The following is a 26,390-nucleotide window of genomic DNA, read 5'->3' on the forward strand; positions in this document are numbered from 1 at the left end:
GTCAGTGGGCTGGAATGAAGAACCAGGCTGCCGCGGACAGCTGACACACCACCACTACCGACGTAAGCACCAGGCGCAGCCGCAGATACCAAGCCGGCCAGTACACCCGCATCCACCCTGCATCCACCAGGTAGAGTGCCAGGTAAGCACTGGTGTAGAGGAGGATCTGTCCAGGGATGGGCAACAGCAGGCCAATACCGGCGGCCACAAAGAACACCTGGCTGAGCAGCATGGTGACCAGTGGCGACACCGGATAGCAGCAGTTATCAAGCTGCATGGCGATGGGCCAGTAAACCCCTGCCATGAAGGCCAGGATGCCGGCGCTGTAAAGGTAGAAGTAATCCATCAGCGCGACACTGTGTTGGGGCATGAAAAACAGCCCCGCGATCATCGCGATAAAGGGGATCAGCCCGGCAATGCCAACGAGAATGGCGAGCCTAGCGACAGCAATCACGTTTTCTGCTTCTGAGTTCGTCGAGGGTGATTCTCACGGTCAAGCTCCGGGGTTTAAAACACTCCAGAACGTACGACCCTCCAGTCCATTGAGATCATTGGCTCAGTAAATAGCATTCCAGATGTTGCGGGCACTGCACCAGGTGGTCGTTGACCATGCCGGTGGCCTGCATAAAGGCATAGACAATGGTAGGGCCGACAAAGGTAAAGCCAGCCTGCTTCAGGGCTTTGGACATGGCCTCGGATTCAGGGGTTGCCGCAGGCACGTCTGCCAGCGAGCGCCAGTAGTTCTGAATTGGCTGGTTTTCGACAAAGGACCAGGTAAATTCGCCGAAACCCATCCCTTTATCCTGCAGGTTCAGATAACTCCGGGCGTTCCTGATGATCGACTGCACCTTCAGGCGATTGCGGATAATGCCCGGATCGGTCAGCAGTTCCGCAACCCGGGACTCATCGTAGTGAACGATCTTCTCCGGGTTGAAGTGATCGTAGGCGGCCCGGTAACTCTCCTGTTTTCGCAGGATGGTGATCCAGCTCAGCCCGGCCTGCTGGCCATCCAGGCAGAGTTTTTCGAACAGTGCCAGGTCGTCGTATTCGGGGCGCCCCCACACGGTGTCGTGATAGTGCACGTAAAGCGGATCATTTCCGCACCAGGGACAGCGTTCGGGGTTATCCATATCAGAGTGGCCTCCGTTGTCTCCGCTTCGTTCGGAACACTAATATTTCGGGCGGATGGTCCGCTGGAACAGAGGCTCCCAGGAAGCCTCCATCGATACCGCATCCACCAGGCTGAAATCCCCGGGCGGCGGTTCCAGCAGGGTGATATCAGGCCATTGCGGCCGGCTCCCACGAAATACCAGGGTTACCAGGTAGCCCTCAATATAACAGCAGGAGGCCTGCCAGTCCTCACCGGGCTGGTCTCCGTAGATTTCGAAATTCTTGCGTACCTCCAGAGTCTGCAGGTTGCCGGCAATGCCCCGGCCGGTGGCTTTCAGCCAGGCTTCTTTCAGGGTCCAGACCTTCAGGAAAGCATTGGGATCGTCCTCCCGGAACAGCCATTCCTGTTCAACCGCTGTGAACCAGCGCCTGGCCACCTTCTGCCATTGCGGATGGCGCTGGCAGGGTTCCAGATCCAGGCCAATGGGAGAGCTGGCACGAGTGGCGCAGGCAGACAAACCGTGGCTGTGGCTGAGCGATAATTGCCAGCCATCGGGGCGACCTGAAGCAGTGGGGCGACCGGCCACAGGGCGACACTGGTGCGGAGGGAGGTTGGCGGATTTACCAATGGCCTGTCGAATCAGCCAGCGGCTGGTCACATATTCCCGTTCACGGGGGCCGCTGAATTTCCTGACCGTATCCTGTTCGTACCCGGTCAGCCATGCCGGAGGGGGGGCCTCGATTCCATCTGTCTGATGGCACAGCCAAATGGCTGGCCGGGGGTCAGGGCTGGAGCCGTTGGATGAGCCAGCCATCGCCGTCCCTCACATACTCAAAGCGGTCGTGAAGCCGGCTGGGCCGACCCTGCCAGAACTCAATGCGCTCGGGAACCACCCGGTAACCGCCCCAGAAACCGGGCAGGGGCACTTCACCCTCGGCGAACTTGCGTTTTATCTCGGCAAGCTTCTGTTCAAGCAGCCCCCGGGAGGTGATGGCCTTGCTCTGCTCGGAGACCCAGGCGCCAATCTGGCTGCCTCTTGGCCGGGATGCGAAGTAGCGCAGCGATTCTGATTTGCTGACTTTTTCTACCTGGCCCTGAATCCTGACCTGGCGGTTCAGGCCGATCCAGGGAAACAGCAGGGCGGCCTGCGGGTTTTCATCCATCTCCCGGGCCTTGCGGCTGCGGTAGTTGGTATAGAAAACAAAGCCCTGTTTGTCAAAGTATTTCAGCAACACGGTACGGAGGTCTGGCATGCCATCGCGCCCCGCTGTGGCCAGTGACATGGCGTTGGGCTCCAGAATGCCGGCCTCCCGGGCATCCTCGAACCAGCTCTGGAACTGCCCGACCGGATTGCTGTCCAGCGCGTCGCGACCCAGGCCCTCGCTCTCGAAATCACGACGCATATCACTGATGTCCATAAACCTTCCTCTCACTCGCGCGCAACTGACACGGGATAAATACGACTGAGCAGCATATCGGGTTCAGGCCTGACTGTCAGCGATACTGGAGCCAGTATTGACCGGCTGTAACCGGCACAGCTGACAAACCGGCGTCGGGCCGACTATCCTTGTGAACAGGCAGGTGGGCAAGATTGCCCCGGGATTCCGCCGCTTATGAGGAGATGTCCGTGGCCCAGAGCCGTCAACGCAGTCGTGTTCCCAGGAATCTGTTGATCGGATTGCTGGTCCTTCTGATTCTGTATACCCTTGCAGGCTTCCTGCTACTCCCCTGGTGGCTGGAACGGTCGATACCCGAACAGCTGGACCAGCGTATGGGGTGGCGTGCGGAAGTAACCGACATCAGCGCCAACCCTTACACGCTGAGGGTCGACGTGCTCGGGCTTTCGGCCAGGGACAGTGGCGGCGAGCCGGTGGCTGGTTTTGATCGGTTGCTGGTCGACATGAATTTCTTCCAACTGATCCGTGGCATCGCCGGCTTTGAGGCGATTCAGCTGGAAAAACCCTTTATCCGGGTTGACCTGCTGAAGGATTACAGTGTCAATTTCGCCCGGGACTGGCAACGTGCCAATCCTGAACCTGCCGGGGCAGCGGAACCGCCTGTCGCTGAAGAAGGCACCGAGCCAGCCCGCGTTTATTTCCGGCAGATTGCCGTCAATGGCGGTGAAGTGCTGTTCCGGGATTTCAGCAAGCAGCAAATGGCCGAGTTTCGCATAACGCCACTGGATCTGACTCTGACCGACCTCGCCACCTGGCGCCGTGAGGGCCAGAATAGCGACTACGCGCTGCACGCCGCACTGGACAGCCAGACCGTCGAGTGGGCGGGGGAGCTCAGTATCGCGCCTTTCTATTCCAGTGGTTCCGTGAAGATTTCTGCGGTCAGCTATGAAACCATCGCTCACTTCCTGAGCCCCTACTTTCCCTATGACCTGCGAGGCGGAAGTGTCACCCTCAGTTCCGACTATGAACTGCAGGCCGGTGAGGTCTTCCATCTGGAAACCAGTAACGGCCAGTTGGCCCTCGAGGATCTTGCCCTTGCCCTGAATGAGGAGAGCGGACAGGTCCGGTTGAGTAACGGCACCCTGTCTGTCGATGCCATCGACTTTGATCTCAACGCACGTGAAATCAACGTGGGTCAGGTTGCCCTGGAGAACCTGGATCTGGCGCTGGCCCGGAGTGAGACCGGCCAGATTGACTGGCTGGCGCCACTGGCTCCAGGCCCCCAAGCCAGCAAGCCACCGAACGGTGGGGCAGAGCCGGTAAACGCCGGACAGCCGTTCTGGTGGTCTGTGGCGGGCGTGACCCTGTCTGGCAGCCGGATTCTCTGGCAGGACAGCCAACCGGAGAGCCCTGTAGAACTTGCTCTGGAGCAGTTATCGGTGTCCACCGGGCCAATCAGTCATCGGTTGGAAGAACCGGTGACCTATAAGATGCAGGGCACCTTGGCCAGTGGCGGGCAGTTGTCACTGACGGGCCAGGTAACCCCCTGGCCATTCACTCTGGAAGCCGCCATTTCCGGGATCGGGGTGCAACTGGCTGCCTTTGAACCTTATGTTCAGGAGGGCGCCAATCTTGCCATAGCCAGTGGAAGTCTCGGAGTCGATGGCAACCTGGACCTGGATGGCCAGCAGGACCCACTCACCGGCACTTTCAGTGGTACCGCGGAAGTGGCCGGCTTTAGTGTGCGGTTGCCCGGCGGTTCCGAGCGGCTGGTGTCCTGGCAAACCCTGCGACTGGCGCCCATCGAATACAACGTCTACCCCGCCCGTCTGGAAATCGGCACAGTGACCCTGGCACAGCCGGTCATCAATGTGGTTCGTAATGCGGACAGTGTCCATAACGTTGAGCAGATCGTCAGAGGGCCTGCCTCTGGCAGCCAGGATGAGCCGTCTTCCGACCAGCAGAAAGCGGGGGATTCGGAGCCGGAGTTTATCTTCAGGATCGGGCAGCTGATGCTTGAGGATGGCGCCCTGGCCTACACGGATCGCACCCTGCAGCCGGCCTTCACAACCTCGTTTGATGAACTGAACGGCAGCGTCACCGGACTTAGCAATATCTCCCCGCAACAGGGCAAGGTGTCGATGAACGGCCGCGTCGGCGGCGTCGCGGATCTGGGATTCGAAGGCACCCTCGGCACTCTCGGTACCGAGGACGTCAGTGATCTCCAACTGATGATGCAAAATCTTTCCCTGCCCACGCTCTCCCCCTACTTCGGCCGATACCTGGGGTATGGAGTAGACAGTGGCAAGCTTGATCTCAACCTCGATTATCAGATTTCCGGTACACGGATCGAGGCCTCCAACCGGGTGATTATGGACCGGCTTGAACTGGGCGCTTCGATACCGAGCGACCAGGCCGTCAAAGCTCCGGTCAAGCTGGGCCTGGCCCTGCTGCGAGACCGGAAGGGCGTTATTGAAGTGAATCTGCCGATTAGCGGCGACCTTTCCAGTCCAGACTTCAGTGTCGGCCAGGTTGTTATGCGGGCGTTCGTGAACCTGCTGGCGAAAGCCGCAACGTCTCCCTTCAGCATGCTGGGCTCCGTTGCCGGGCTGGCAGGGTTCGGTGGCGAAGAGCTTGGCAAGGTGGGCTTTGTTCCCGGCAGTACTGAGCTGGCAGAGGGTGAAGCGGAAAAACTGTCGGTGCTGGCGGACGCCTTGCTGGAACGGCCGGATCTGCTTCTGAACATCCGTGGCAGTGTCGCACCTCAAGCCGATGGCCTGGCGTTACTGCGTGACCAACTGACCGAAGGAGGCCGGCAGGAATTGTCCGGGGCGGCATGGCAGGCAGCCCGGGAAGCATACATTGCAGGAGAGCGGGCATTGGCCCCGGAGGCCTTGAGTAACCTCGCCTCGGCTCGCGGTGTCGCGCTCCGGAACCTGTTGCAGAATACCCTTGGGGTTCCGGCAGGCCAGTTATTCCTGCTCGACCCCTCCCGCAATGCGGAGGTTGGTGATGATGGACGCGTGGTCGTTGCGTTCAGCCTGGATGTTCGTTGAGCTCAGGGCGCTTCGTCACCCGTCGGGAAGCCGGCCGGCAGCCGCAGGCCCCACTTTTCAACGAGACGCTGGTACCGGCCGTTCTTTATCAGTGGTGACAACAGCGTCAGTATTTCGTCGGCACTCGGGGTGCCGTCCTTGCGGGCTATAATGGCGAGCTGGTAGCGTTGATCCGGTTTGTCCGAAATCAGCAGCGTGTCGCGATCCTCCGGATGCCCGGCGAGGTGCATCTGCAGATAGGAGTGACTGACGATGGCCACTTCGGCAACGGAAGGTCTGTCCACCTTGATCAGCTTCAGATTGCGGCTGTGGTTGTCCGAGAACTCGATACGAAACTTTTGCTCAAGGACTGAATGGTCGGTTTCATAACCGGCAAACCTGTAATGGTAGCCGGATATCGCTGCGATGGTGTGGCTGGGAAGGTCGTCGAAGAACGAAAGATCCCGGCCCGGTTTTCTCAGCGCCACGTAGAAATCTTCGTCTACCAGAAGGGGGCGGCTGATGCTCACCTCTTTGTCGCGCCAGTCCCAGTCCGGGCATTCAAAGATCATCACGTCATAGAGTTTGGCGTCGAAATCCAGGAACCGGCGCTTCGGAGAGGTGTGGACAACCCGGAAAGAGATATCCCCGTGGATCTGTACGAGCTCTTCCAGCAGATCGCCGAGGAGACCGGTTGGCTTGCCATCGGGACCGACGCTGGCGACCGGCGGGAAGTGATAGACACCGACCTTGATTTTGGTTTCGGCGACGGATACCGGGGACCAGGCCAGCATGATGCCGGCGAAAAGCGCCACCAGACTGCTCCGGACGAAGGACACTGGATTCAACGCTATGCCCCCAGTATGTAACAATTGAATACTTATTCAGAGTAGCACGGTGAATTCACGGATTTGAATAAAAAAATTATCAACTTTTATAAAACAGGACTGTGACTGATGGGTGGTGTTGTCAGCCATTTTTTTGCCTATGTCTCCCGCCTGCGCTGGATCAAGCGCTGGGGGTTGATGCGAAATGCCATTGAGGAGAACGTCGCTACCCATTCCTGGGAAGTGGCCACCCTGGCCCATGCCCTGGCCATAATCCGCAACCGGCATTTCGGTGGCCATGCAAACGTTGACCGGATTGCGGCAGCGGCGCTCTATCATGACGCAACCGAAGTGATTACCGGAGACATGCCGACACCGGTGAAATACCATTCGCGGGTTATGCGGGAGGCGTTCGGGGATATCGAGCACAAGGCGGAAGCCGAACTGTTGGCATTGCTTCCGGAAGATCTGAGAGAGGAATTTTCGCCCTACCTTCGCGAATCTCAGTGGCCGACGGAGGACCGGGAACTGATCAAGGCTGCCGACCGGCTGTCCGCGTGGCTCAAGTGCCGGGCGGAAATCCAGGCCGGCAACAAGGAGTTCGAGCCGGCTGCCCGTCAGATTCGCCAGAGGCTGGACGCAGACGGGCTGCCAGAGGTTTCCTATTTTCTGAAGGTCTTCGCGCCCAGTTACGAGCAACCCCTGGATAACCTGCTGGGTTGAGAGGCTTTTGTCAGGCCTTAACTGTTACCGGCAGCGCCGACCAGCCCGCCACGCAGGCCGTCTCGCTGGAGGTGTTGGCGAACCGTGTCTTCCGGGCTGCCCGCCAGTTCACGGAACATGCCCATGGAGCCCAGCAGCGCTGAGGATTCATAGGGCACAAACACCCGCTCCCCGTCCTTCGCCATGTTGGGCAGAACCTTGATGTAGCTCTGCCCCAGCAGGTAACCGATAACGGTCTGTTTGTTGTCCTCGGAATCCCCCATGGCACTGAGCACCAGGCGGATGGACTCCTGCTCACCCTGGGCCCGCAGAATGGCGGATTCCTTGTCGCCCTGGGCATTGAGAATGGCAGACTCGCGCTGGCCCTGGGCCATGGCGATCGCGGCCGACTTTTCACCCTCGGCTTCGGTCACCGTAGCCCGGCGCTTGCGCTCTGCCGCCATCTGTAACCGCATCGCTTCTTCCACTTCCTCCGGCATGCTGATGTCCTGGACTTCGACCCGGGTAAGCTTTACGCCCCACTTGGAGGCTGCGTCTTCCATTTCGGCCTGGATGGCATTGTTTACCTCACTGCGTGACTCAAACAGCTTGTCCAGTTCCATCTTGCCCACCACCGACCGCAGGGTGGTCTTGGCGAGAACCTCCACCGCCTGGCTCATGTTGGCGACTTCGTACACGGCGCGGCGTGGGTCGATGATCTGGTAGTACAGGGCGCCGTTGATCTTCACGGTCACGTTGTCCGTGGTGACCACTGGCTGGCCCGGAAAGTCCATGACCGTCTCCCTGCGGTCGATCCGGGTCTCGTCACTGGTAACCGGATGATAATCGTCACCCATGCGCACATAGCGGATCATGCTGATGGGTCGTGGCCGCTCAATAAACGGAATAATGATGTTAACGCCGCTCTCAAGGATGCGATTGAATGAGCCCAGGCGCTCAATGACCATCACCTCGGACTGGCGAACGATCACCAGGCCCTTGGCAATGATGAAAATACCGATAGCGACAACAATCAGGCTGATGATCAGCCCGGGTGAAAGGTAGGTTTCCATGCTTACTGCTCCTTGTGTGTGATCGTCTCAACAACGGCGGTCGTGCCGTCAAATTGCCTGAAAATGACGTCGGTTCCTTGCGGAAGGTCGGTGTTTCCGGTGTCACTGACTCGCAAGCGATAAAAGTCGCCGTTGATCTTGATGCCGGAAGCACCGTCGAAATCCCGCTTCAGGGTCTGGTAGCGCCGACCTTGCTCAACGCCGGTTCCTGTCGTGCCGTAGGCCACGCCACGGGGCGAAAAACGAGGACGGATCCAGCGAATGGCAACCGGTACCAGAATCCCCGAGAAAACGCCCATGCCGGCGAGTTGCCATTCGAACGGCACGCCCAGAAATGCCAGCAGGGCGGTCAATGCTGCGGCAATACCCAAGGCCAGGAGCAACAGAACGCCGGACGCCAGTTCGGCGAGGCTGAGCGCCAGGGCCAGGATCAGCCAGAAATGCGTAAGACTCCATTCCATAAAGAAACCCACAGATTTGGGGAAAGGTATGCAGGCCGGTTCGATGAGCCGCCTGGTGGTATCGGATTGTACCCAAAACCCGGAGCCACGTCAGAGGGTGGCCGGATTGCCTTGAGGCACAGTTCACTAAAGTCATACCCCGCCATCAGGCAACTGTTTCTGATAGCAGGCTGAATGGGCGGTGGGCTCAGGTGACTCCCGGGCTTTCTGTACATTTTACAAACAGGTATCCGAGTCTATACTCGAAGGCTGCTCCAAGGAAGAGTCAGCATGAATTCACGTCACCATCCAGATCTGGGGGCCACTCTGGAACAGAGCCGCTCAGGTCTGCGCGATAGTCATCGCCGTTCACTGATGCGGCTGCTTTTTTTCAGCACCGGTTCTGCGCTGGTGATTTTTGCGATCCTGCAGATCCTTAATGGTTACGTCTGGGTGGGTGCCGGAGAACTGGTGGCCAGTGTCGTACTGTATTTTGGCGTGTGGCGGCTGAGGGCCACGCCTTATCTGCAGCAGTGGATTTACGGCTATCTGGTCACTCTGTTTGTTTTTTTTCTGGTTATCATGTTGTTACCGGAAGCGTCAGTTGCTGCCTTTGTCTGGGTCCTCATGATGCCGGTTCTGGCCTATCTACTGCTGGGAAAGCGTGAGGGCATGATTCTCAGTGTGCCTTTCATGCTGGCGGGAGGTGTGATTTACTTCGTTTACCTTGGCCAGGTGGGCAATCCCCGTGCCCTGATTGACCTTCTTAACATGGTGTTGTGTGGCATGCTGATGCTGGCGTTTATCCACCTGTATGAAATGCGTCGTGAGGAAGCCGAGCAACGTCTGGTGGACATGGCCCAGACCGATGCGCTAACCGGCCTGGCCAATCGCAGCAATTTCCAGGGCACCGTTAACCGCACTATCGCGGAAAGCGAGCGAAGTGGCTCCGGGTTCGCGCTGGTGGTTATGGATATTGACCATTTCAAGGTGGTCAACGATACCCTTGGTCACGAAGCCGGTGATCTTGTACTGAAAGATATCGCCCGCTGTCTGACCGAGCGGCTGCGGAGCACGGACTTTGTCGGCCGGCTTGGTGGAGAAGAGTTTGGGCTGATCCTTCGGGACGTGGAACCCAACGCCGCCTTTGAGTTGATGGACGAACTGCGCCAGCGAATCGCTGATCGGAAACTTGAGTATGGCAAAGCCCGCATTTGTGTTACTGCTTCTTTTGGCATTGCCCAGTGGCCGGACCACGGGCGGCAGGCTGCAACCCTGTTCCGTATTGCCGATGGCTATCTCTACAGCGGAAAGCAGGCGGGCCGGAACCGTGTGATCCGGGACGAAACCGGGCAAACTTCCTTCGCCAGGACATTTCTGACTGGCGAGGCTGGTTAGTTCCTGTATTCTTGGGGGAGTGCCTTTAAGAGGAATAACCTACCCCCATGTGTGAATTGCTGGCCATGAGCGCCAACACGCCCACGGACCTGTGCTTCAGCTTCACCGGGCTGACCCGCCGCGGCGGGGAAACAGGCCCCCACGGGGACGGCTGGGGCGTCGCGTTTTACGAGGGCAAAGGCATCAGAGCCTTCCATGATGCTGACGCCAGCGCCAGCTCCCGAATTGCCGAAGTGGTCCAGACCCATCCGATCAAAAGTGAGGTGGCGGTCTGCCATATTCGCCAGGCCAACGTCGGTGAAATCTGCTTGGCCAACACCCACCCCTTCATGCGCGAACTCTGGGGCCGATACTGGGTGTTTGCCCATAACGGTCAGCTCTCGGGGTTCCGGCCGTCACCCGGTTTCTATGAGCCGGTTGGCACCACCGACAGCGAGGCCCTGTTTTGCGATATCCTCAACCACCTGCGCAGCCGCTGCGACCGGAACACCAATACCGATAAGATTGTCGATCACCTAGTCTGGCTATGCCGGGCCTACGCCAGCCAGGGCGTTTTCAACCTGCTCCTTAGCAACGGCGACTGGCTGTTCACCTACTGCACTACAAAAATGGCTAGCATCACCCGCCGGGCACCTTTTGGGCCCGCTCGGTTGAAAGATGCCGATGTCACCGTTGATTTTGAATCCGAAACCACCCCCAACGACATTGTCAGCGTGATCGTCACCGAACCGCTGACTACGGATGAGAAATGGGATGTTTACCAGCCGGGTGAATGGCGTCTTTGGCGGAAGGGAGAGGTCATACGTTCAGGCGTTGCTGAATCGAATGCCTGACCTGGGAGTGGCTAATCAGGTAGGGAGGTCGTTCTTCCGGGAAAAAGCAACTCGCTGTTGTTATGGTCCCGGGGTGGACCCCGGGCCGGAAGTATTCCAGCGAGGCCGGGATCACGCTCGAGAAGGGGCCGTTCTTGCTCCACATCCACCATAGGCCCTTGGCAGTACCTTAAGGGAAAATCTTTGGGATCATTCAGCATCTCCGGGTGTTTGTTACCGGTGCTATTGTTATGGCCGAGCATGCCCTGAACCTCGCCGGTAAGGACGGCCGGTTTCCTGCTAACTCGGGAACTGAGGCTAACCATCCATGGCACTCTCGGATTCGCCGCCTGAAGTTGGGCCATAAGTACTCCAGGCATCCTGGTTTATTTATCTGTTTGAGTTTGTTTTTCCAGGCTCATGCCACAATGGTGTGAAGTACGTGAACAGTGCCAGAATCCAGCACCAGGTTAAAAGGACACAGCAACAAATGACACAACGGCCAGATACCCACAGCAAACTGATCGGCTACCTGCTCTGGATCTTCGGATTCCTGGGCTCGCACCGGTTTTACTACGGCAAACCCGTTACCGGCACCATCTGGTTCTTTACCCTGGGGCTGCTGTTTATCGGCTGGATTATTGACCTGTTCCTCATTCCGGCCATGGACCGGGAGGCGGATCTGCGGTTCCGGGAAGGTGAGGTCAGCTACAACATTGGCTGGATCCTGCTCACCTTCCTGGGTGTGTTCGGCATTCACCGAATGTACATGGGCAAGTGGATCACGGGCATCATCTACCTGTTTACCGGCGGCCTGTTCCTGATCGGTGTGTTGTATGATTTCTGGACCCTGAACAACCAGATTTCCATCCGCAACGAAGAGCGCCGCTTCGGTTGATCCTTTCGGATCACAGGCCGGCGGTGGTTTCCAGTTCGACCAGGGCCTCTTCAAGGTAGTCGAGCATCCGCTGCAGGCTGGGTAGCGTGCGGCGGCAGCCGATGAGGCCGAATTCCACCTGGTCGCCGTAGCTGGTCAGGGTCATGTTCAGGGCCAGGCGGTCCATGGCGATGGACACAGGGTACATGCCGTCGAGCGTTGCGCCGTTCCAGTAGCAGGTTTCCCTCGGGCCGGGGATGTTCGAGATCACCACGTTGAAGGTCTGCCACTTCGGAGCCATGCCGGTCAGCAGGTGGAGCGCCGCGGGTGCCAGGGTCAGGGCGGTGTAGTTGATGATTTCTTCCGGGGACATCTGGGCGTAGCGGTCCTTGGCGGCTTTCACATCCTCGTGGATCTGCATCAGCCGTGTCGCCGGGCTGGCGACATCGGTGTGCAATGAGGCGAGGATAACGCCGACCTGGTTGCCGCCGGAGGTGTCACCCTTGCGCAGGGACACCGGCACCATGGCGATCAGGGGCTTTTCCGGCAGCGCGTCCTGGTTCATCAGGTAGCTTCGCAGGGCGGTCGCGCACATGGCCATCACCACGTCATTGACCGTTGTTCCGTAGGCTTTGCACACGCCTTTTATCCGGCCAAGGGAATAGGATTGCGCGGCGAAGCGCCGGGAGCCGGTGATTTTCTGGTTCAGGATGCTGCAGGGTGCGTGAAAAATGGACGAGTAGGCAGGGTCTTTCCGGGCGTTGTTGATGGTCCGAAGCAGTTCCCGGGCAACGGTAGGCACTGTGCCCAGTTGTTTGCCGGATTCTCCCAACAGATGACCAACGCTCCGCCACAGGGATGGTCCGCCTTCATCTCCTTCCCTGGCCGGTCGGCGTGGCATGGCCCAGATCGGCGGCATGTCCCGCGCGCAGCTATCCTGGCAGAGCATCTGTGTCACCATGCGCATGGCTGAGACACCGTCCACCAAAGCGTGATGCACCTTGATGTAAACCGCGAACTGCCGCTCGCCCAACCCTTCAATCAGGTGGAATTCCCACAGCGGACGCTCCCGGTCCATCAAATGGGAATGCTCCGCCGAGACAAAGGACAATAGCTCCCTGACCCGCCCGGGTGTGGGCAGTGCTTCGAACCGAAAGTGATGCTCCAGGTCCAGATGCTCATCCTCGACCCAGACCGGCTGACCGAAACGGTAATCCAGGCGCTGGTTGAACGGTGGGGTTACTTCCGTGTACTGCCTTAACCGGTCAGCCAGCTGCGCAACATAATCGTCCGGTGCGTCGTCGGGAAAGGAGAACAGCTGAAGACCGCCCACGTGCATGGGCTGTTGCCGTTTTTCCAGCCAGAGGAACAGTTGGTCAGCAGGGCCGAGGGGTTTCACGGAAGCGTCCTTGTTTTTGGTATTTCCGCTCATCTTACCTCAGCTTTGCCGGTGGAAAATTGACCTCTGGTAGATTCCGGGCTGAAGACGGGGTCAGAACCTCGGTTCCGACCCCCAACCAGGGCTCACCCACAGGTCGCGGTTTGACGACGGGGCTACGCAGCCACGGCCCTGTGTTGGCGTTCGGGGATTGCCAGTCGGATCTTATGACCGTCCACCAGAACGGGATAGGTCTTGACCCTGACCGTGTCATCCTCCAGGCAGGCGCCGGTGCGCAGACTGAAATGCTGCTTGTACAACGGCGACGCCACCACCGGCTCACCCTTCAGATCCCCGGTAATCCCCCGCGCCAGCACATTGGCGCCACTGAACGGGTCACTGTGGCTGATCGCAAACAGCGCCGGCAGCCGGTGCGGCAGATAAAACACCGCCACCGGCCCGTCCTCGGTCCAGACTGCAATGCCCGATTCCGGGACCAGATCATCGACGGTACATACCGCATCCCAACGAGTGCGTGCTTTCATAGTCAGTCTCCAATAGGTTATGTCGCTCAAAACTGAAACCGGAAGGTTAGGCCGACTCCAATGCAGGCCGACGCTGCCCCCGCTCTACCGTCCACTGCTGAACCGGATCGGTCTGCGAAGGCGCATTTACAAACTCCCGGAAGCGTTTCCGCTTTTCCGGATCCTCCACCGCGGTTTTCCACTCGCACTGGTAGGTGCTCACGATACCCTCCATGTGCTCCTCAAGCTCGGTGCAGATGCCCAGGCTGTCCTCCAGCACCACCTGCTTCAGGTATTCCAGACCGCCCTCCAGGTTCTCCATCCAGACGCTGGTGCGCTGCAGCCGGTCGGCGGTGCGCACGTAGAACATCACCACCCGGTCAATGGTGCGAATCAGCGCCTCATCGGACAGATCGGTGGCAAACAGATCGGCATGGCGGGGCCGCATGCCGCCGTTGCCGCAGACATACAGGTTCCAGCCCTTCTCCGTGGCAATCACGCCAAAGTCTTTACTCTGGGCCTCGGCACACTCCCGGGTGCAGCCGGAAACGGCCATCTTGACCTTGTGGGGCGCCCGCAGGCCCTTGTACCGGTCCTCCAGGCGGATCGCCATGCCCACGCTGTCCTGCACGCCGTAGCGACACCAGGTGCTGCCGACACAGGATTTCACGGTACGCAGGGATTTGCCGTAGGCGTGGCCGGTCTCGAAGCCGGCGGCGATCAGCTTTTCCCAGATCTCCGGAAGCTGGCTCAGGGTGGCGCCGAACAGGTCCACCCGCTGGCCGCCAGTGATCTTGGTGTACAAATCGTACTCTTTCGCCACTTCACCCAGCACAATCAGTTTGTCCGGCGTTATCTCGCCGCCAGGAATGCGCGGTACGATCGAGTAGGTGCCGTTCTTCTGCATGTTGGCCATGAAGGTGTCGTTGGTATCCTGCAGGGGCACATGGTCGGTGGCCAGAATGTGCTCGTTCCAGCAGGTGGCCAGGATAGAGCCGACTGCCGGTTTGCAGATATCGCAACCCTGACCCATCCCATGCTGCTTGATCAGGGTACGGAAGGTGCGAATGCCATTGACCTTGATCAGATGGAACAGCTCCTGACGGCTGTATGGGAAGTGTTCGCAGAGGTCTTTACTGACTTCCACGCCGCGTTTCTCCAACTCGCAATCCACCACGTTTTTGAGCAGAGCGGTGCAGCCGCCGCAGCCGGAGCTGGCTTTGGTCTCGGCTTTCACGCTGCCAAAATCCGTGCAGCCAGCATCAATGGCACTGCAGATGTCGCCCTTGGTGACGTTGTGGCAGGAGCAGATCGAGGCGGTCTCCGGCAGGGCATCCGGACCCAGCGCAGGCGCACCGCCCTGGCTTTCCGGCAGGATCAGGGTTTCCGGATTGTCCGGCAGGGGGATGCCATTGAGGGCGTATTGCAGCAGGGTATCGTAGTGGCTGTTGTCCCCTACCAGAATGGCGCCGAGCAGGGTCTTGCCGTCCTCACTGATCACCATTCGGCGGTAGTGGCCGGCCTGTTCATCGTTAAAGCGGATGTTGCGGGCGCCCGGCGTCTGGGCATGGGCGTCGCCGATGGAGCCCACATCCACCCCCAGCAGTTTCAGCTTGGTGCTCATGTCGGCCCCGGTGAACGCGGTCTCACGGTCGCCGTTCAAATCTGCGGACAAAGTACGGGCCATGGTGTAGCCCGGTGCCACCAGACCGAAAATCTTCTGTTCCCAGAGGGCGCACTCGCCGATGGCATGGACGTGCGGGTCCGAGGTGGTGCAGTGGTTGTCGATGACAATGCCACCGCGCTCGCCGATTTCCAGGCCGCTTGCCCGGGCCAGGGCATCCTGGGGGCGGATGCCCGCGGAGAACACAATCAGGTCGGTCTCCAGGAAGGATTCATCGCTGAAGTTCATGCGCAGGCGCGCATCCTGGCCCTCGGTAATGGCCGTGGTCGCCTTCTCGGTATGCACCTGAACGCCCAGTTCCTCAATCTTTTTGCGCAGCAGGGCGCCGCCGTCGGCATCAAGCTGAACCGGCATCAGCCGCGGTGCGAACTCCACGACGTGGGCTTCAAGGCCAAGGCACTTCAGGGCGTTGGCGGCCTCAAGGCCAAGAAGGCCGCCGCCGACAACCACGCCGGTGCGGGCGCCTTCCGAGCTGGCGCGAATGGCATCCAGGTCGTCCAGGGTGCGGTAGACCAGGCAGTGGGGGCGGTCATTGCCGTCGATTGGTGGCACGAACGGATAGGAGCCGGTGGCCAGCACCAGTTCGTCGTACCGGTAACTGCCACGGGGCGTTTCCAGGGTGCGGCTTTCCCGGTTGAAGCTGGTTACCTGTTCATTCAGGTGCAGCTGAATGCCCTGCCCGGCGTACCACTCCAGCGTACCCATGGCCAGATCCGCGTGGGTGGAACCGCCGAAATACTCCGACAGGTGGACCCGGTCATAGGCCAGTTGCTTTTCCTCGCCAAAAACGATGATTTCGAAATCGGCGGCAGCCGGGCTGGCGCAGAATTGCTCCAGGAAATGGTGGCCGACCATGCCATTGCCGACGACTATCAGGGTTTTCTTGCTCATGGGGTTGTCCTCTTTCTTCGGGCGGATGGCGCTTTATGGGCTGAAGGCTCAGGCCGCCGCTTCGCAGTAGTTCTTGCCGAATGCAATGTGATCCCGGTACCGGGAAATGTCGTCCTGCTGCTGGATGCGCTGGCTGTACCAGGGGCCGTCACGGGTATCACCCAGCAGCACGGCGCCGGTCAGGCGCTGGTTCTTGATCAGCAGCCGGCAATAGTGATTCTGTTCGTGGTCCTGCCAGACCACCGATTCGGTGTCCGGGCCGGGGCTGACCTGGCCGCAGGAAAAAATGGGGACACCGCTGATTTTCAGTCGGGTCGGTGTGTTCACCGGCTGGTATTTGGCCTTCGGGGCTCTGCCACCGAGCACGCTCGCAAGTACTTCGGCCTGCTGGTAACCCGGTTCCACCAGGCCGAAGGTGGTGTCTCCCATTTGGCAACATTCACCCAGTGCAGAAATTGCCGGGTCTGTGGTTCGCAGCCGGCCATCCACCAGGATGCCGCGGTCGCAGGCGAGACCGGCGTCCCGGGCCAATCTGATCGAGGGTGAGATCCCGGCAGCAATCACCACCAGATCGGTGCTGATCAGGGTTTCGTCCTCCAGTTGCACCGTCCGTACCATGGAGCGCCCGAGCATGGCTTTGGGCGACGCTCCAGTGCGTACGTTCACGCCCCGGTCTTCCATGTGCCGCTGCAGTAGCTGACCGCCGACCCTATCCAGTTGCCGGTTCAGCAAGTGGCCACTTCGATGCAGAAGGGTGACGGCCATACCACGTTGCCGGAGACCTTCGGCAGCCTCCAGGCCGAGAAAGCCTCCGCCGATCACCACCGCCCGGCAGTGGCGCCGGGTGGCCTCAATCAGGGTCCGGGTGTCGTTCAGATCCCGGAATGTCATGACGCCCGGGAGATCCTCACCCGGCACCCCCGGTTTTACGGGCTGTGAGCCGGTGGCCAGAACCAGGTGCGTGTAGGACTGGACCCGGCCGGTTTCGGTGGTGACCTTGCGGTCCTGCCGGTTGATGGCCGTAACCGGTTCGCCGTCGTGTACTTCTATGGCGTTGTCCCGGAACCAGTCGCCGGGCTGCAAGGCAAGGGAGCGTTCGTCGGTTTCGCCAGCGAGCAGCGACGAGAGCTGTACTCGGTTATAGGCAGGCGTTATTTCGCCATTGAACACGACAATGCGGGTAAACGGCCGCCCCGGCCCACGGCAAAGGGCTTCCAGCAGGCGCTGGGAAACCATCCCATGCCCGCAGATCACCAGTGTCGATTCGCTCTGTTTAGTCATCGCCTTCGCGCCCGTCCGTTTCGTTTCTGGCAAAAAAAAGCCGGAGCATCTATTCCCGAGGGAAGTCGATGGTCCGGCGCCAATGCCAACAACAATGATCTGATGGTTCGGCCTGATCCCTGGCCGGGAAGTTCGTCCTTGGTTAAATTGCAGCGATATTCGTGCCAATTTAAATAATTAATTAAAATCAATGAGGTGGGTGTTTATTGTCTGTACGTTGACCGGGCAGGCTTAAAAAATCTGCCCTGCCACGGGGCAGTTTGCACGGCTTTGGGGCCAGAATGCGGTGGCGCGGTAATTGCTCATAACTGTCCAGAGGTTGGTTCCGTGGGTGGGCTGAACGGAATTGAACATTGATCTTTGAAATCGAGGCTGTCGTGCCTCCGGAGTCTGTCATGAACACGAAACGCGCCGCTGGTCACAAGCCGCCTACTGCCGGCGACTACCTGATCGCCTCAAAGAACTGCGAGTTAGTGAACCTCAAGTATTTTCTGCAGATGGGCAAACTGGTCCAGTGCATCAGCAACCTGGTGCATGCGCTGCAGTGCGAACGGGGTGCGTCCAATGTGTTTCTGGGCTCCGCCGGCGGGAAATTTACCCGCGAGCGACAAGCCATGGTCGCGGCGTCTGATCGGCTGTGTGGAGAGTTCGACCAGGCCCTGGCGGAGATCCATCGGGAACTGACAGCCCACCCGGTGAGCAGCCGGCTGCTGAACCAGTTGGCCACTGCGCTTCATGGCCTGGAGGGGCTGCCGGAACTGCGGCGTTGTGTGGCTGCCCGGAAAGTGACGGCGGCCTCCGCCACCGAGGATTACAGCTGCCTGGTTCACAACTTGATTGCGGTGGTGTTTGAGGCTGCGGATACCGCTGTTGACCCCACCATTGCCGGGCTTCTGGTGGCCATGGTGCACCTGATGAACGGCAAGGAACTCTGCGGCCAGGAACGGGCGGTGGGGTCCGCCGGGTTTTCCAGTGGCCAGTTTGATCGCGCACTGTGCCAGCGCATGGCGCACCTGAATGAGGCGCAGGAACGGTGTTTCGAGGTGTTTATCAGCTTCGCCGACGAAGACTCGCTGGCGTTGTGGCAGGCACTTCGAGGCCACGGCCGGGAGGCCGAAATTGAAAAGCTGCGGCAACTGGGCACCTCCGTCGGCCGCTACAAACCTCTGGACCCTTCGCTGGCGGACCGGTGGTTTGGTCTTATGTCCGAACGCATGGACGAACTTAAAAAGGTGGAGGACTCCGTGGAAGGCTGCTTTCATGCCCGCTGTATCGAGCGTTTTGCCGACGCCCGGAACTCCCTTGCCCACCAGGAGACCCTGATTGCCTCCCTTGGAGCCCGGGAGCCTCTGTCTCAGCCCATGCTGGTGTTGTGTGACTCAGGCAATGAAAACAGGGCGGTGGAGACCTGGGCCAGTGACGGAGCAGGCGAACAGTTTGGCCGCTCCATCTTCGACCTGGTTCAGGAGCAGGCCCTGCGCCTGCAACAGATGACCGATGAACTGCAGAGTGCCAGGGAAGCCCTGGAAGACCGGAAAACCCAGGAAAAGGCGGTGCTGCTGCTGATGGGCCATCGCAGGATCAGCAACGACGAAGCACACCGGGCGCTACGAAAACTGGCCATGGACCAGGGTCGGAAACTGCCCGAAGTGGCCCGGGCCCTGGTGTCCATGGCGGATGTACTGAAGTGATTGGGCCGGCTCAGGCCCTGGCCGCCCGGGACTCAGATGCCTCTGCCTCAGAGGTGTCGGGTTTTCCGGAACGGCGCGGCGCTATTTGCTCCAGCTTGCGCTGCTTCTCGTACAGGAAGCGCAATACCTCCTGCCGGTAATGCACGTACCCCGGGTTATCCGCCAGGGTCACCCGGTTGCGGGGCCGGGGCAGATCAATGTACAGATCCTCGCCTACGGTGGCCGCCGGGCCGTTGGTCATCATGATGATCCGGTCAGACAGCAACACCGCTTCGTCCACGTCGTGGGTAATCATGATCACCGTATTGTTCAGCTCCTGCTGAATCTCCATCAGTGAATCCTGCAGGTGAGCCCGGGTCAGGGCATCCAGGGCGCCGAAGGGCTCGTCCATCAGCAGCACACTGGGTTTCATGGCCAGGGCCCGGGCAATGCCCACCCGCTGGGCCATACCGCCGGAGACCTCTCCCGGACGCTTGTCGGCCGCATGGGCCATATTCACCAGCTCCAGGTTGTGGTGAATCCAGTCGCGTCTTTCCTGCTTGCCCATGGATTTTCGAAACACTTGCTGTACCGCCAGTTCCACGTTCTCATACACCGTCAGCCAGGGCATCAGCGCATGGTTCTGGAACACCACCGCCCGCTCCGGCCCCGGCGAATTTACCTCATGGCCATCCAGCACACAGCCGCCTTTGGTGGCCTGAAGCAACCCCGCGACAATGTTCAACACCGTGGATTTGCCACAACCGGAGTGGCCAATCAGGGAAACAAACTCGCCCTTCTTGATCTTCAGATTAATGTTGTCGAGTGCCACAAACGGCCCCTTCGGCGTATCAAACGCCATCTCAACGCCGGTTAATTCAAGATGTGACTTGGTCATGGAAAGCACCTCTTAGTTAAACGGAGCGCCGGGTGGGTCACGCCTCCCGAAACCCTCAAAAACATGGATGTTTTTGCGGAGCGTACAGGGATGTACTCGCCGCGTGTTTCGGGAGGCGTGACCCACCCGGTGCGGCATGCTCCAGAGCAACCGGTTACTCGTTCCAGGCAACCCGGCGCTGAATCAAAAGCATCACCCGATCCAGCACAAACCCGATAAACCCGATGGCCAGCACCGCCACCATAATCCGGCTCAGCGACTCACTGCTGCCGTTCTGGAATTCATCCCACACGAACTTTCCCAGCCCCGGGCTCTGGGCCAGCATCTCGGCCGCGATCAGCACCATCCAGGCAATCCCCAGTGACACCCGCAGCCCGGTAAAAATCATCGGCACAGAGCAAGGCAACACCACCTTGCGGACATGGGTCCAGAACGACAGGCGGAGTACCCTGGACACATTCAGCAGGTCCGGATGAACCGCCGCCACGCCCACACTGGTATTGATCAGCGTGGGCCAGAGGCTGCACAGGGTCACTGTGATCATCGAGGTCAGGAACGATTTTTCGAACACCGGGTCATCGCTCACGTAGGTGGCCGACACCACCATGGTAACCAGGGGCAGCCAGGCCAGTGGTGATACCGGCTTGAAGATCTGTATCAGCGGATTGACCGCGGCCTGGAAGTGCCGGTTCAGGCCCACCACGATGCCAAGCGGCACCGCGATTGCCGTCGCCAAAACAAATCCAGCCAGAACCGTGATCAGACTCGTTACGATCTGGTCCGGAAAGGTGGGCGCGCCGGGATAGTTCCGGATTTTTACTTCGGCCTCCGGATTGTCCGCCAGAATCCGGGCGTTCCGCTCCTCCTGCATGGTAATGAACCTGTCAGCCCGCTCGCGCTGGTTGACATGCTCCTGCCAGAGCTGGCCCGATTGTTCCCAGACCTGGGCCGGGCCGGGAAAGCTGCCCAGGGAAGTGTCCACCTGAGGCGCAGCGAGGTGCCAGAAACCGACGAATATCAGAATACCCATCAGTGGCAGCAACAATTGCCGGCCGGTAGCAGCCAGCTGATCGGGTGCCAGGGAATCGCCCAGGCCCCGGAGCCTGCGTGCCAGCCAGTGTGGTGGCTGAGAGCTTCTGTTGGCGGAAGTGATTGTAGTCATGGTGATAAAACCTCCTTGCAAACCCGCTTACGGTGTTTGCGTGCCTTTCAGGCCGATGTCGAAACTGTCGATATAGGCGTTGGGTGTCCGGGGAGTGAAAGCGACACCGTCAATCAGCTCACCCTGCTGCGGGCGCTGGAAATTTTCGGCGTCGAAATCCGGAAAATCCGAAGCCTCCAGGGTGCCGTCCGCAATCAGTGACCGGGCAGCCTGCTCATAGATATCGGCGCGGTAGACCCGGGCTGCGGTTTCCATGTACCAGTCGTCCGGCCTGGCCTCGGGAATCTGGCCCCAGCGGCGCATCTGGGTGAGATACCAGATGGCATCGGACGGGTAGGGGTAGGTGGCGTGGTACCGGAAGAAGACGTTGAAATCCGGCACTTCGCGGACATCGCCCTTCTCATACTCGAAGGTACCGGTCATGGAGTTGGCGATCACCGCCTCATCGGCACCGACATAGTTGGAGCGCGCGAGGATTTTCACGGCTTCCCCCCGGTTGGCGTTGTTGTTCTCATCCAGCCAGTGAGCCGCGCGGATCAGGGCCCGCAGCAGGCGCAGATGGGTGTTGGGGTAGTCCTCGGCCCATTGGCGGGTCACGCCGAAGACTTTTTCCGGATTGTTCGGCCAGATCTCGTAATCGGTGATGACCGGCACACCGATGCCCATGAATACAGCCTGCTGATTCCAGGGCTCGCCCACGCAGTAACCCTGGATGGTGCCGGCTTCCATGGTGGCGGGCATCTGCGGCGGTGGGGTTACCGAGAGGTGTACGTCCGCTTCCAGGGTGCCGCTGGTGTCGCCGCGCTGGGGCGCGTAGTAGCCGGGGTTCAGGCCGCCGGCCGCAAGCCAGTAGCGCAGCTCATAGTTGTGGGTGGACACCGGAAACACCATGCCCATGCGAAACCGTTCTCCCCGGTCCCGGGCAGCTTCAACCACGGGTAACAGGGCGCGGGCACTGATCGGGTGTTCGGGCTTGCCGTCTGCATTGCCGGGGATGTGCTGGCTCATGGTGTCCCAGACATCATTGGAGACAGTAATACCATTACCGTTCAGGTCCATGCTGAAAGCGGTAATGATATCGGCCCGGGTGCCGTAGCCGATGGAGGCGCCCAGAGGCTGGCCGGCCAGCATGTGAGCGCCGTCCAGCTCCCCGGTGATGACCCGGTCCAGAAGCACTTTCCAGTTTGCCTGTGCCTCGAGCTCCACGAACAGGCCCTCGTCCATGAAGAAGCCCTGCTCCCAGGCAACCGCCAGCGGTGCCATGTCCGTCAGTTTGATAAAGCCGAGCTTGAGGTCCGGCTTTTCGGCCGGGCCAATTTCCGCCTGGGCCTGGGCGCTACCGGTCCAGAAGCTGGCTACCAGGAGGATTCGAGTCAGCCATCGGGCGGTTTGTCGTGTGAGTATCTGCATGGGTGTCCCTCATTCTGTTTGGCCCAAACGCAAAAACGCCTGCTCTCCGTTGCCGGAAAGCAGGCGCCTGTGCCTGGGGATCGGTTTTCTGTTGAGTGGTTAATGCGCGTCTCTGGCTAGGGTACTGCACGCGCCGTGCCATATCTCCGGGCTTTTATAAAACAGTGAGTTAGGTGGCTCACGCCCATGAGCGCCAGGGAAAGGGCGTGGGTATCCGGGTGGTTTTAGTGCGCCGCCGGTCAAATCTGCACCAATTTGATACTGGGTTTGGTCGCTGACCCGAGACCACGCTGCAGCCCGGCAGGTCCGGAGCCGCCATGTACGGGCCTTGGCAGGGATCAAAGTCAATTCCGGCCGGAGTGGCCCTGTTATTGCAGCCGCGTACCTATCTGTTCAAGACAACCTGATCCCATTGGCAATGAAGCCCGCCCCGGATGGCCCTCTACGGCACCCGGATTGGCGGGTTTTTTGTTTCTGAAACAAGAGGATGTACTGTGACCGGTACCGACAATCGACCGGCGACGGTTCAAACCACCTGCCCCTATTGCGGTGTAGGTTGTGGTGTGAATGCGGCGCCATCCGCCACGCAGGGGGATGAGACCCATCCGGCGAATCGGGGCCGCCTGTGCGTGAAGGGCTCCGCCCTGCACGAGACCCTGACCCCGGACGGGCGACTGTTAAAGCCGAGTGTCCACGGGCGGGAAAGTACCTGGCCCCGGGCAGTAACGGAAGTCGCCCGGGTGATCGGCGAGTCAATCGCGGGCCATGGTCCCGGATCCGTCGCCTTCTATCTTTCCGGTCAGTTATTGACGGAGGACTATTACGTGGCCAACAAGTTGGCCAAGGGGTTTATCCGCACTCCCCATGTGGATACCAACTCGCGGCTGTGTATGTCCTCTGCCGTCGCCGCTCACAAACGGGCTTTTGGGGGCGACCTGGTGCCCGCCTGTTACCAGGATCTGGAACTGGCTGACCTGCTGGTGCTGGCCGGCAGCAATGCCGCCTGGGCCCATCCGGTGCTCTACCAGAGAATGCAGGCCTCGGCCCGGCCCGGCCGCCGGGTGGTGGTGATTGATCCCCGTAAAACCGCCACAAGCGATCTTGCGGACTTGCATCTGGCCTTGCGCCCCGGGACCGATACTGTGTTGTTCAATGGCCTGCTGGTTTGGCTGGCGGACCAGGAGGCTCTTGACCGCCGTTACCTGACGGAACACTGCGAAGGGTTCGAAGACACCCTGAGGGCCGCGAGATCTGCGGCGCCCTCCCCCGAGGCGGTGGCCCGACTCTGCGACCTGCCCGTTGAGAGCGTCACCACCTTCTACCGTTGGTTCAGGGAACAGCCGCGCACGGTGACCGCCTTCTCACAGGGCATCAACCAGTCCTCCGCCGGCACCGACAAGGGCAACGCGATTATCAATTGCCACCTGGCAACCGGCCGGGTTGGCAAACCCGGCGCCAGTCCGTTTTCGCTGACCGGGCAGCCCAATGCCATGGGTGGCCGGGAAGTAGGCGGGCTCGCCAACACCCTCGCTGCCCACATGGATTATGACAGCCCGGGTGCCCGGGACCGGGTGGCCCGTTTCTGGGGTACCGACGCAGTGGCGGACGGGCCGGGAATGAAAGCCGTTGACCTGTTCGACGCGGTCGAGCAGGGTGATATCAAGGTGTTGTGGATCATGGCCACCAATCCCGCGGTCAGTTTGCCGGAAACGGATAGTATCCGCCGGGCCCTGGCCCGGTGCCCGACGGTTATTGTTTCGGATTGCGTCAGCGATACGGACACCGCCCGCTATGCGGACATCCTGCTTCCGGCGGCGGGCTGGGGCGAGAAGGACGGCACGGTCACCAACTCCGAACGCTGTATTTCCCGCCAGCGCCGCTTCCTGCCGCTGGCCGGTGAGGCCCGGCCGGACTGGTGGATACTCAAGGAAGTCGCCCGGGCCCTCGGGCACGGCGTTGGCTTTGACTATGAGGGGCCGGCCGACATTTTCCGGGAACACGCCCGCTTGTCGGGTTTTGAGAATGCCGGTCAGCGTTTCTTTGATATTTCCGGGCTGGCCGGGCTCAGTGACGATCAGTACGACACCCTTGAGCCCGTGCAGTGGCCGGTTAACGGCTCTGGCTCTGATTCCCGGCGTCTGTTTACCGATGGCCGGTTCGCCACCGGCAACGGCAGGGCACGTCTGATTCCGATAGCCTCTCGGCTCCCGGCCCGGCCGCCGACGGATGCATTCCCGGTGATTGTGAATACCGGCCGCATCCGCGACCAGTGGCACACCATGACCCGGACCGCCCGGTCCAGCCGTTTGCTGGCGCACCGGCCAGAGCCGTTTATCGAGGTGCATCCCGGGGATATCCGGGCGCTTTCGCTGAGGCCCGGGGCATTGGCGACACTCAATAGCGCCCATGGACACTTTGTCGGCCGGGTCCGGGCGACACCGGATCAGCGACGGGGTGAGGTGTTTGTGCCGATTCACTGGAACGACCAGTATACCGGGCAGGGCCTGGCCACGGCATTGACCGACAGCGTGGTGGACCCGATATCCGGGCAACCCGAGGCCAAGCATGGTCGCGCCACCCTGACCCACTGGCCGGCCTGCTGGCACGGTCGATTGCTGGTGCGACGGGGCCGATCAAAATGCTGGAATGCAGACTATTGGGCCCGCCAGCCATTGCCTGATTGCGACAGCTGGACTGTGGCCGGAAAGTCTGAGGTGGACTGGAAGACGACAGTCGCCGACTGGCTGGGCGGCCAGCCGCAACTGGTTATGGAAGATGGCCGCGAGGGCCGTTTCAGAGCGGCCTGGTTGCGCAAGGGTCAGCTGGAGGCAGTATTAATGGTGGATCGTGAACCAGACGCACTGCCATCCATGGACTGGCTGGCCAGTTGCTTCAGCCAGACGGAACTCGATGAGACCACCCGTCGTGGCTTGCTGGCGGCAAGGGCGGTGGACGGCGATGACGCTGGCAACTTGGTTTGTAGCTGCTTCCAGGTTGGTGACCGGCAAATACAGCAGGCGATTGCACGGGGTGTGGACAGCGTGGACGCACTGGGTCGGGAGTTACAGTGCGGCACCAACTGCGGATCCTGTTTGCCGGAGATCCGCAGCTTGCTGGTGTCCGTTACCGAGGCGGTGTAAGCGGACTCAGCATCTGTACCGGTACCCGGTAACGGGCACCTTTCGAAGGCCCGATGCCATCCACGGTACAGGTCTTGCGATTGACCCGGATAATCTGCCCGTGCAGCTCTCGCTGGCCGGTGCCGAAGCGCACGGTATCGCCCACCTGCCAGCGGGCCAGATGCTGCCGGGTGTCCACTGGTTCAAAGGATGTGTCCGGTAACGCCAGCTCCTGTTTCCGGGCCTGGTCTGCAAGCGCATCCCGAGTGACTCCTGCAGCACCGCTTTCGTGTAACTCATCCAGAATGGTGTAGAAGTGCCGGTTGTGCACCGAACCCCGGAACCGTTGCCCGGCGCTTTGCTGAAGCAGATGGGCAAACTCATGGCAGCAGGTATGGGCCAGCAGGTTCAGGGTGCTCAGCTCCCCGCCAAAGTAACCCCGTTTCCGGATCTCCCGCCCGGACAGCCAGCCGCTGGCCGTGTCCGGCTGGTGCTTGGCGGCAATCATGCGAACCCCATAGGTAATCAGGTGCTGCCGGTCACGGGGATCAAAGCGGTGGTAGGTCGCCTGGCCCGAACCCACGCGGCAATGCAGGAAACTGCCCGGGCTGCGTTCCCGGACCCATTGCTCGGCGGGTTGCCAGAGACAGTCCCGGGTCACGGAACACATCAGTTCGCCAAGGCCAACGGCGGTTTCGGTG

General features: G+C 60.3%; 22 protein-coding genes. 7 read left to right on the forward strand and 15 right to left on the reverse strand.

Annotation, left to right across the window (positions count from 1 at the left end; genetic code table 11):
* Nucleotide 1: 1 nt before the first annotated feature.
* From QPL96_RS14600 to pdxH, 4 genes are all read right to left on the reverse strand, one after another.
* A complete protein-coding gene (locus tag QPL96_RS14600; protein WP_303288044.1) occupies nucleotides 2-454 on the reverse strand; it encodes a DUF3429 domain-containing protein in 453 nt (150 codons plus the stop codon).
* Nucleotides 455-548: 94 nt separating this feature from the next.
* Entirely contained in the window at nucleotides 549-1,130 is a 582-nt protein-coding gene (locus tag QPL96_RS14605; protein WP_303288045.1) for a DNA-3-methyladenine glycosylase I, read from the reverse strand.
* A 39-nt stretch (nucleotides 1,131-1,169) separates the two neighbouring features.
* On the reverse strand, nucleotides 1,170-1,925 hold the full coding sequence (locus QPL96_RS14610; protein ID WP_303288046.1) for a 4'-phosphopantetheinyl transferase superfamily protein: 756 nt from the start codon (nucleotides 1,923-1,925) through the stop codon (nucleotides 1,170-1,172).
* Nucleotides 1,894-2,529, reverse strand: coding sequence for a pyridoxamine 5'-phosphate oxidase (pdxH, locus tag QPL96_RS14615; RefSeq protein WP_303288047.1), 636 nt, complete (start codon nucleotides 2,527-2,529; stop codon nucleotides 1,894-1,896). Before pdxH ends, QPL96_RS14610 begins: the two co-directional genes overlap by 32 nt.
* 203 nt (nucleotides 2,530-2,732) lie before the next feature.
* On the opposite strand from pdxH, the gene QPL96_RS14620 reads away from it, so the two are divergent.
* Nucleotides 2,733-5,564: a DUF748 domain-containing protein gene (locus QPL96_RS14620; protein ID WP_303288096.1), complete on the forward strand. Its 2,832-nt coding sequence runs from the start codon at nucleotides 2,733-2,735 to the stop codon at nucleotides 5,562-5,564.
* Nucleotides 5,565-5,566: 2 nt separating this feature from the next.
* Here the strand turns inward: QPL96_RS14620 and QPL96_RS14625 are convergent, their stop codons facing one another.
* A complete protein-coding gene (locus QPL96_RS14625; RefSeq protein ID WP_303288048.1) occupies nucleotides 5,567-6,358 on the reverse strand; it encodes an ABC transporter substrate-binding protein in 792 nt (263 codons plus the stop codon).
* 141 nt (nucleotides 6,359-6,499) lie between these two features.
* On the opposite strand from QPL96_RS14625, the gene yfbR reads away from it, so the two are divergent.
* Complete coding sequence (gene yfbR, locus QPL96_RS14630) at nucleotides 6,500-7,093, forward strand: 5'-deoxynucleotidase (RefSeq protein ID WP_303288049.1); 594 nt, start codon at nucleotides 6,500-6,502, stop codon at nucleotides 7,091-7,093.
* A gap of 17 nt (nucleotides 7,094-7,110) precedes the next feature.
* Here the strand turns inward: yfbR and QPL96_RS14635 are convergent, their stop codons facing one another.
* Both QPL96_RS14635 and QPL96_RS14640 read right to left on the reverse strand, forming a co-directional pair.
* Nucleotides 7,111-8,145 (reverse strand): SPFH domain-containing protein, encoded by a 1,035-nt coding sequence (locus QPL96_RS14635; RefSeq protein WP_303288050.1) that lies wholly within the window; start codon nucleotides 8,143-8,145, stop codon nucleotides 7,111-7,113.
* Between the two features lie 2 nt (nucleotides 8,146-8,147).
* The gene (locus QPL96_RS14640; protein WP_303288051.1) at nucleotides 8,148-8,606 is read right to left on the reverse strand and encodes a nodulation efficiency, NfeD-like protein; all 459 of its coding nucleotides are present in this window, start codon (nucleotides 8,604-8,606) and stop codon (nucleotides 8,148-8,150) included.
* Between the two features lie 270 nt (nucleotides 8,607-8,876).
* On the opposite strand from QPL96_RS14640, the gene QPL96_RS14645 reads away from it, so the two are divergent.
* The 3 genes from QPL96_RS14645 (at nucleotide 8,877) to QPL96_RS14655 (ending at nucleotide 11,693) form a co-directional block, all read left to right on the forward strand.
* Nucleotides 8,877-9,983, forward strand: coding sequence for a sensor domain-containing diguanylate cyclase (locus QPL96_RS14645; RefSeq protein ID WP_303288052.1), 1,107 nt, complete (start codon nucleotides 8,877-8,879; stop codon nucleotides 9,981-9,983).
* A gap of 47 nt (nucleotides 9,984-10,030) precedes the next feature.
* Nucleotides 10,031-10,816 (forward strand): class II glutamine amidotransferase, encoded by a 786-nt coding sequence (locus tag QPL96_RS14650; protein WP_303288053.1) that lies wholly within the window; start codon nucleotides 10,031-10,033, stop codon nucleotides 10,814-10,816.
* A 469-nt stretch (nucleotides 10,817-11,285) separates the two neighbouring features.
* A complete protein-coding gene (locus QPL96_RS14655; protein ID WP_088558487.1) occupies nucleotides 11,286-11,693 on the forward strand; it encodes a TM2 domain-containing protein in 408 nt (135 codons plus the stop codon).
* A gap of 10 nt (nucleotides 11,694-11,703) precedes the next feature.
* Here the strand turns inward: QPL96_RS14655 and QPL96_RS14660 are convergent, their stop codons facing one another.
* The 4 genes from QPL96_RS14660 to QPL96_RS14675 form a co-directional block, all read right to left on the reverse strand.
* Nucleotides 11,704-13,104: a wax ester/triacylglycerol synthase family O-acyltransferase gene (locus QPL96_RS14660; RefSeq protein WP_303288054.1), complete on the reverse strand. Its 1,401-nt coding sequence runs from the start codon at nucleotides 13,102-13,104 to the stop codon at nucleotides 11,704-11,706.
* Between the two features lie 122 nt (nucleotides 13,105-13,226).
* Nucleotides 13,227-13,595, reverse strand: a complete 369-nt coding sequence (gene nirD / locus QPL96_RS14665; RefSeq protein WP_303288055.1) for a nitrite reductase small subunit NirD — start codon at nucleotides 13,593-13,595, stop codon at nucleotides 13,227-13,229.
* 46 nt (nucleotides 13,596-13,641) lie between these two features.
* Nucleotides 13,642-16,149 (reverse strand): nitrite reductase large subunit NirB, encoded by a 2,508-nt coding sequence (gene nirB, locus QPL96_RS14670; RefSeq protein WP_303288056.1) that lies wholly within the window; start codon nucleotides 16,147-16,149, stop codon nucleotides 13,642-13,644.
* 48 nt (nucleotides 16,150-16,197) lie between these two features.
* On the reverse strand, nucleotides 16,198-17,430 hold the full coding sequence (locus tag QPL96_RS14675) for an NAD(P)/FAD-dependent oxidoreductase (protein WP_303288057.1): 1,233 nt from the start codon (nucleotides 17,428-17,430) through the stop codon (nucleotides 16,198-16,200).
* Nucleotides 17,431-17,825: 395 nt separating this feature from the next.
* On the opposite strand from QPL96_RS14675, the gene QPL96_RS14680 reads away from it, so the two are divergent.
* Nucleotides 17,826-19,121 carry a nitrate- and nitrite sensing domain-containing protein gene (locus QPL96_RS14680; protein ID WP_303288058.1) on the forward strand — a complete coding sequence of 432 codons (1,296 nt, stop codon included), beginning with the start codon at nucleotides 17,826-17,828 and terminating at the stop codon, nucleotides 19,119-19,121.
* A 10-nt stretch (nucleotides 19,122-19,131) separates the two neighbouring features.
* Here the strand turns inward: QPL96_RS14680 and QPL96_RS14685 are convergent, their stop codons facing one another.
* From QPL96_RS14685 to QPL96_RS14695, 3 genes are all read right to left on the reverse strand, one after another.
* Entirely contained in the window at nucleotides 19,132-19,998 is an 867-nt protein-coding gene (locus tag QPL96_RS14685; protein ID WP_303288059.1) for an ABC transporter ATP-binding protein, read from the reverse strand.
* 154 nt (nucleotides 19,999-20,152) lie between these two features.
* Nucleotides 20,153-21,160, reverse strand: a complete 1,008-nt coding sequence (locus QPL96_RS14690) for an ABC transporter permease (protein ID WP_303288060.1) — start codon at nucleotides 21,158-21,160, stop codon at nucleotides 20,153-20,155.
* Between the two features lie 27 nt (nucleotides 21,161-21,187).
* Nucleotides 21,188-22,570 (reverse strand): CmpA/NrtA family ABC transporter substrate-binding protein, encoded by a 1,383-nt coding sequence (locus tag QPL96_RS14695; RefSeq protein WP_303288061.1) that lies wholly within the window; start codon nucleotides 22,568-22,570, stop codon nucleotides 21,188-21,190.
* Nucleotides 22,571-23,064: 494 nt separating this feature from the next.
* Here QPL96_RS14695 and QPL96_RS14700 point away from each other — a divergent pair, with 494 nt between their 5' ends.
* Entirely contained in the window at nucleotides 23,065-25,710 is a 2,646-nt protein-coding gene (locus QPL96_RS14700) for a nitrate reductase (protein WP_303288062.1), read from the forward strand.
* Here QPL96_RS14700 and QPL96_RS14705 read toward each other — a convergent pair.
* Nucleotides 25,694-26,359, reverse strand: a complete 666-nt coding sequence (locus QPL96_RS14705) for a hypothetical protein (protein WP_303288097.1) — start codon at nucleotides 26,357-26,359, stop codon at nucleotides 25,694-25,696. The two genes, QPL96_RS14700 and QPL96_RS14705, sit on opposite strands and share 17 nt — an antisense overlap.
* Between the last annotated feature and the right edge of the window lie 31 nt (nucleotides 26,360-26,390).

Source organism: Marinobacter sp. SS8-8 (genome assembly GCF_030540945.1).
In the GTDB taxonomy this organism is placed as follows: Bacteria; Pseudomonadota; Gammaproteobacteria; order Pseudomonadales; family Oleiphilaceae; genus Marinobacter.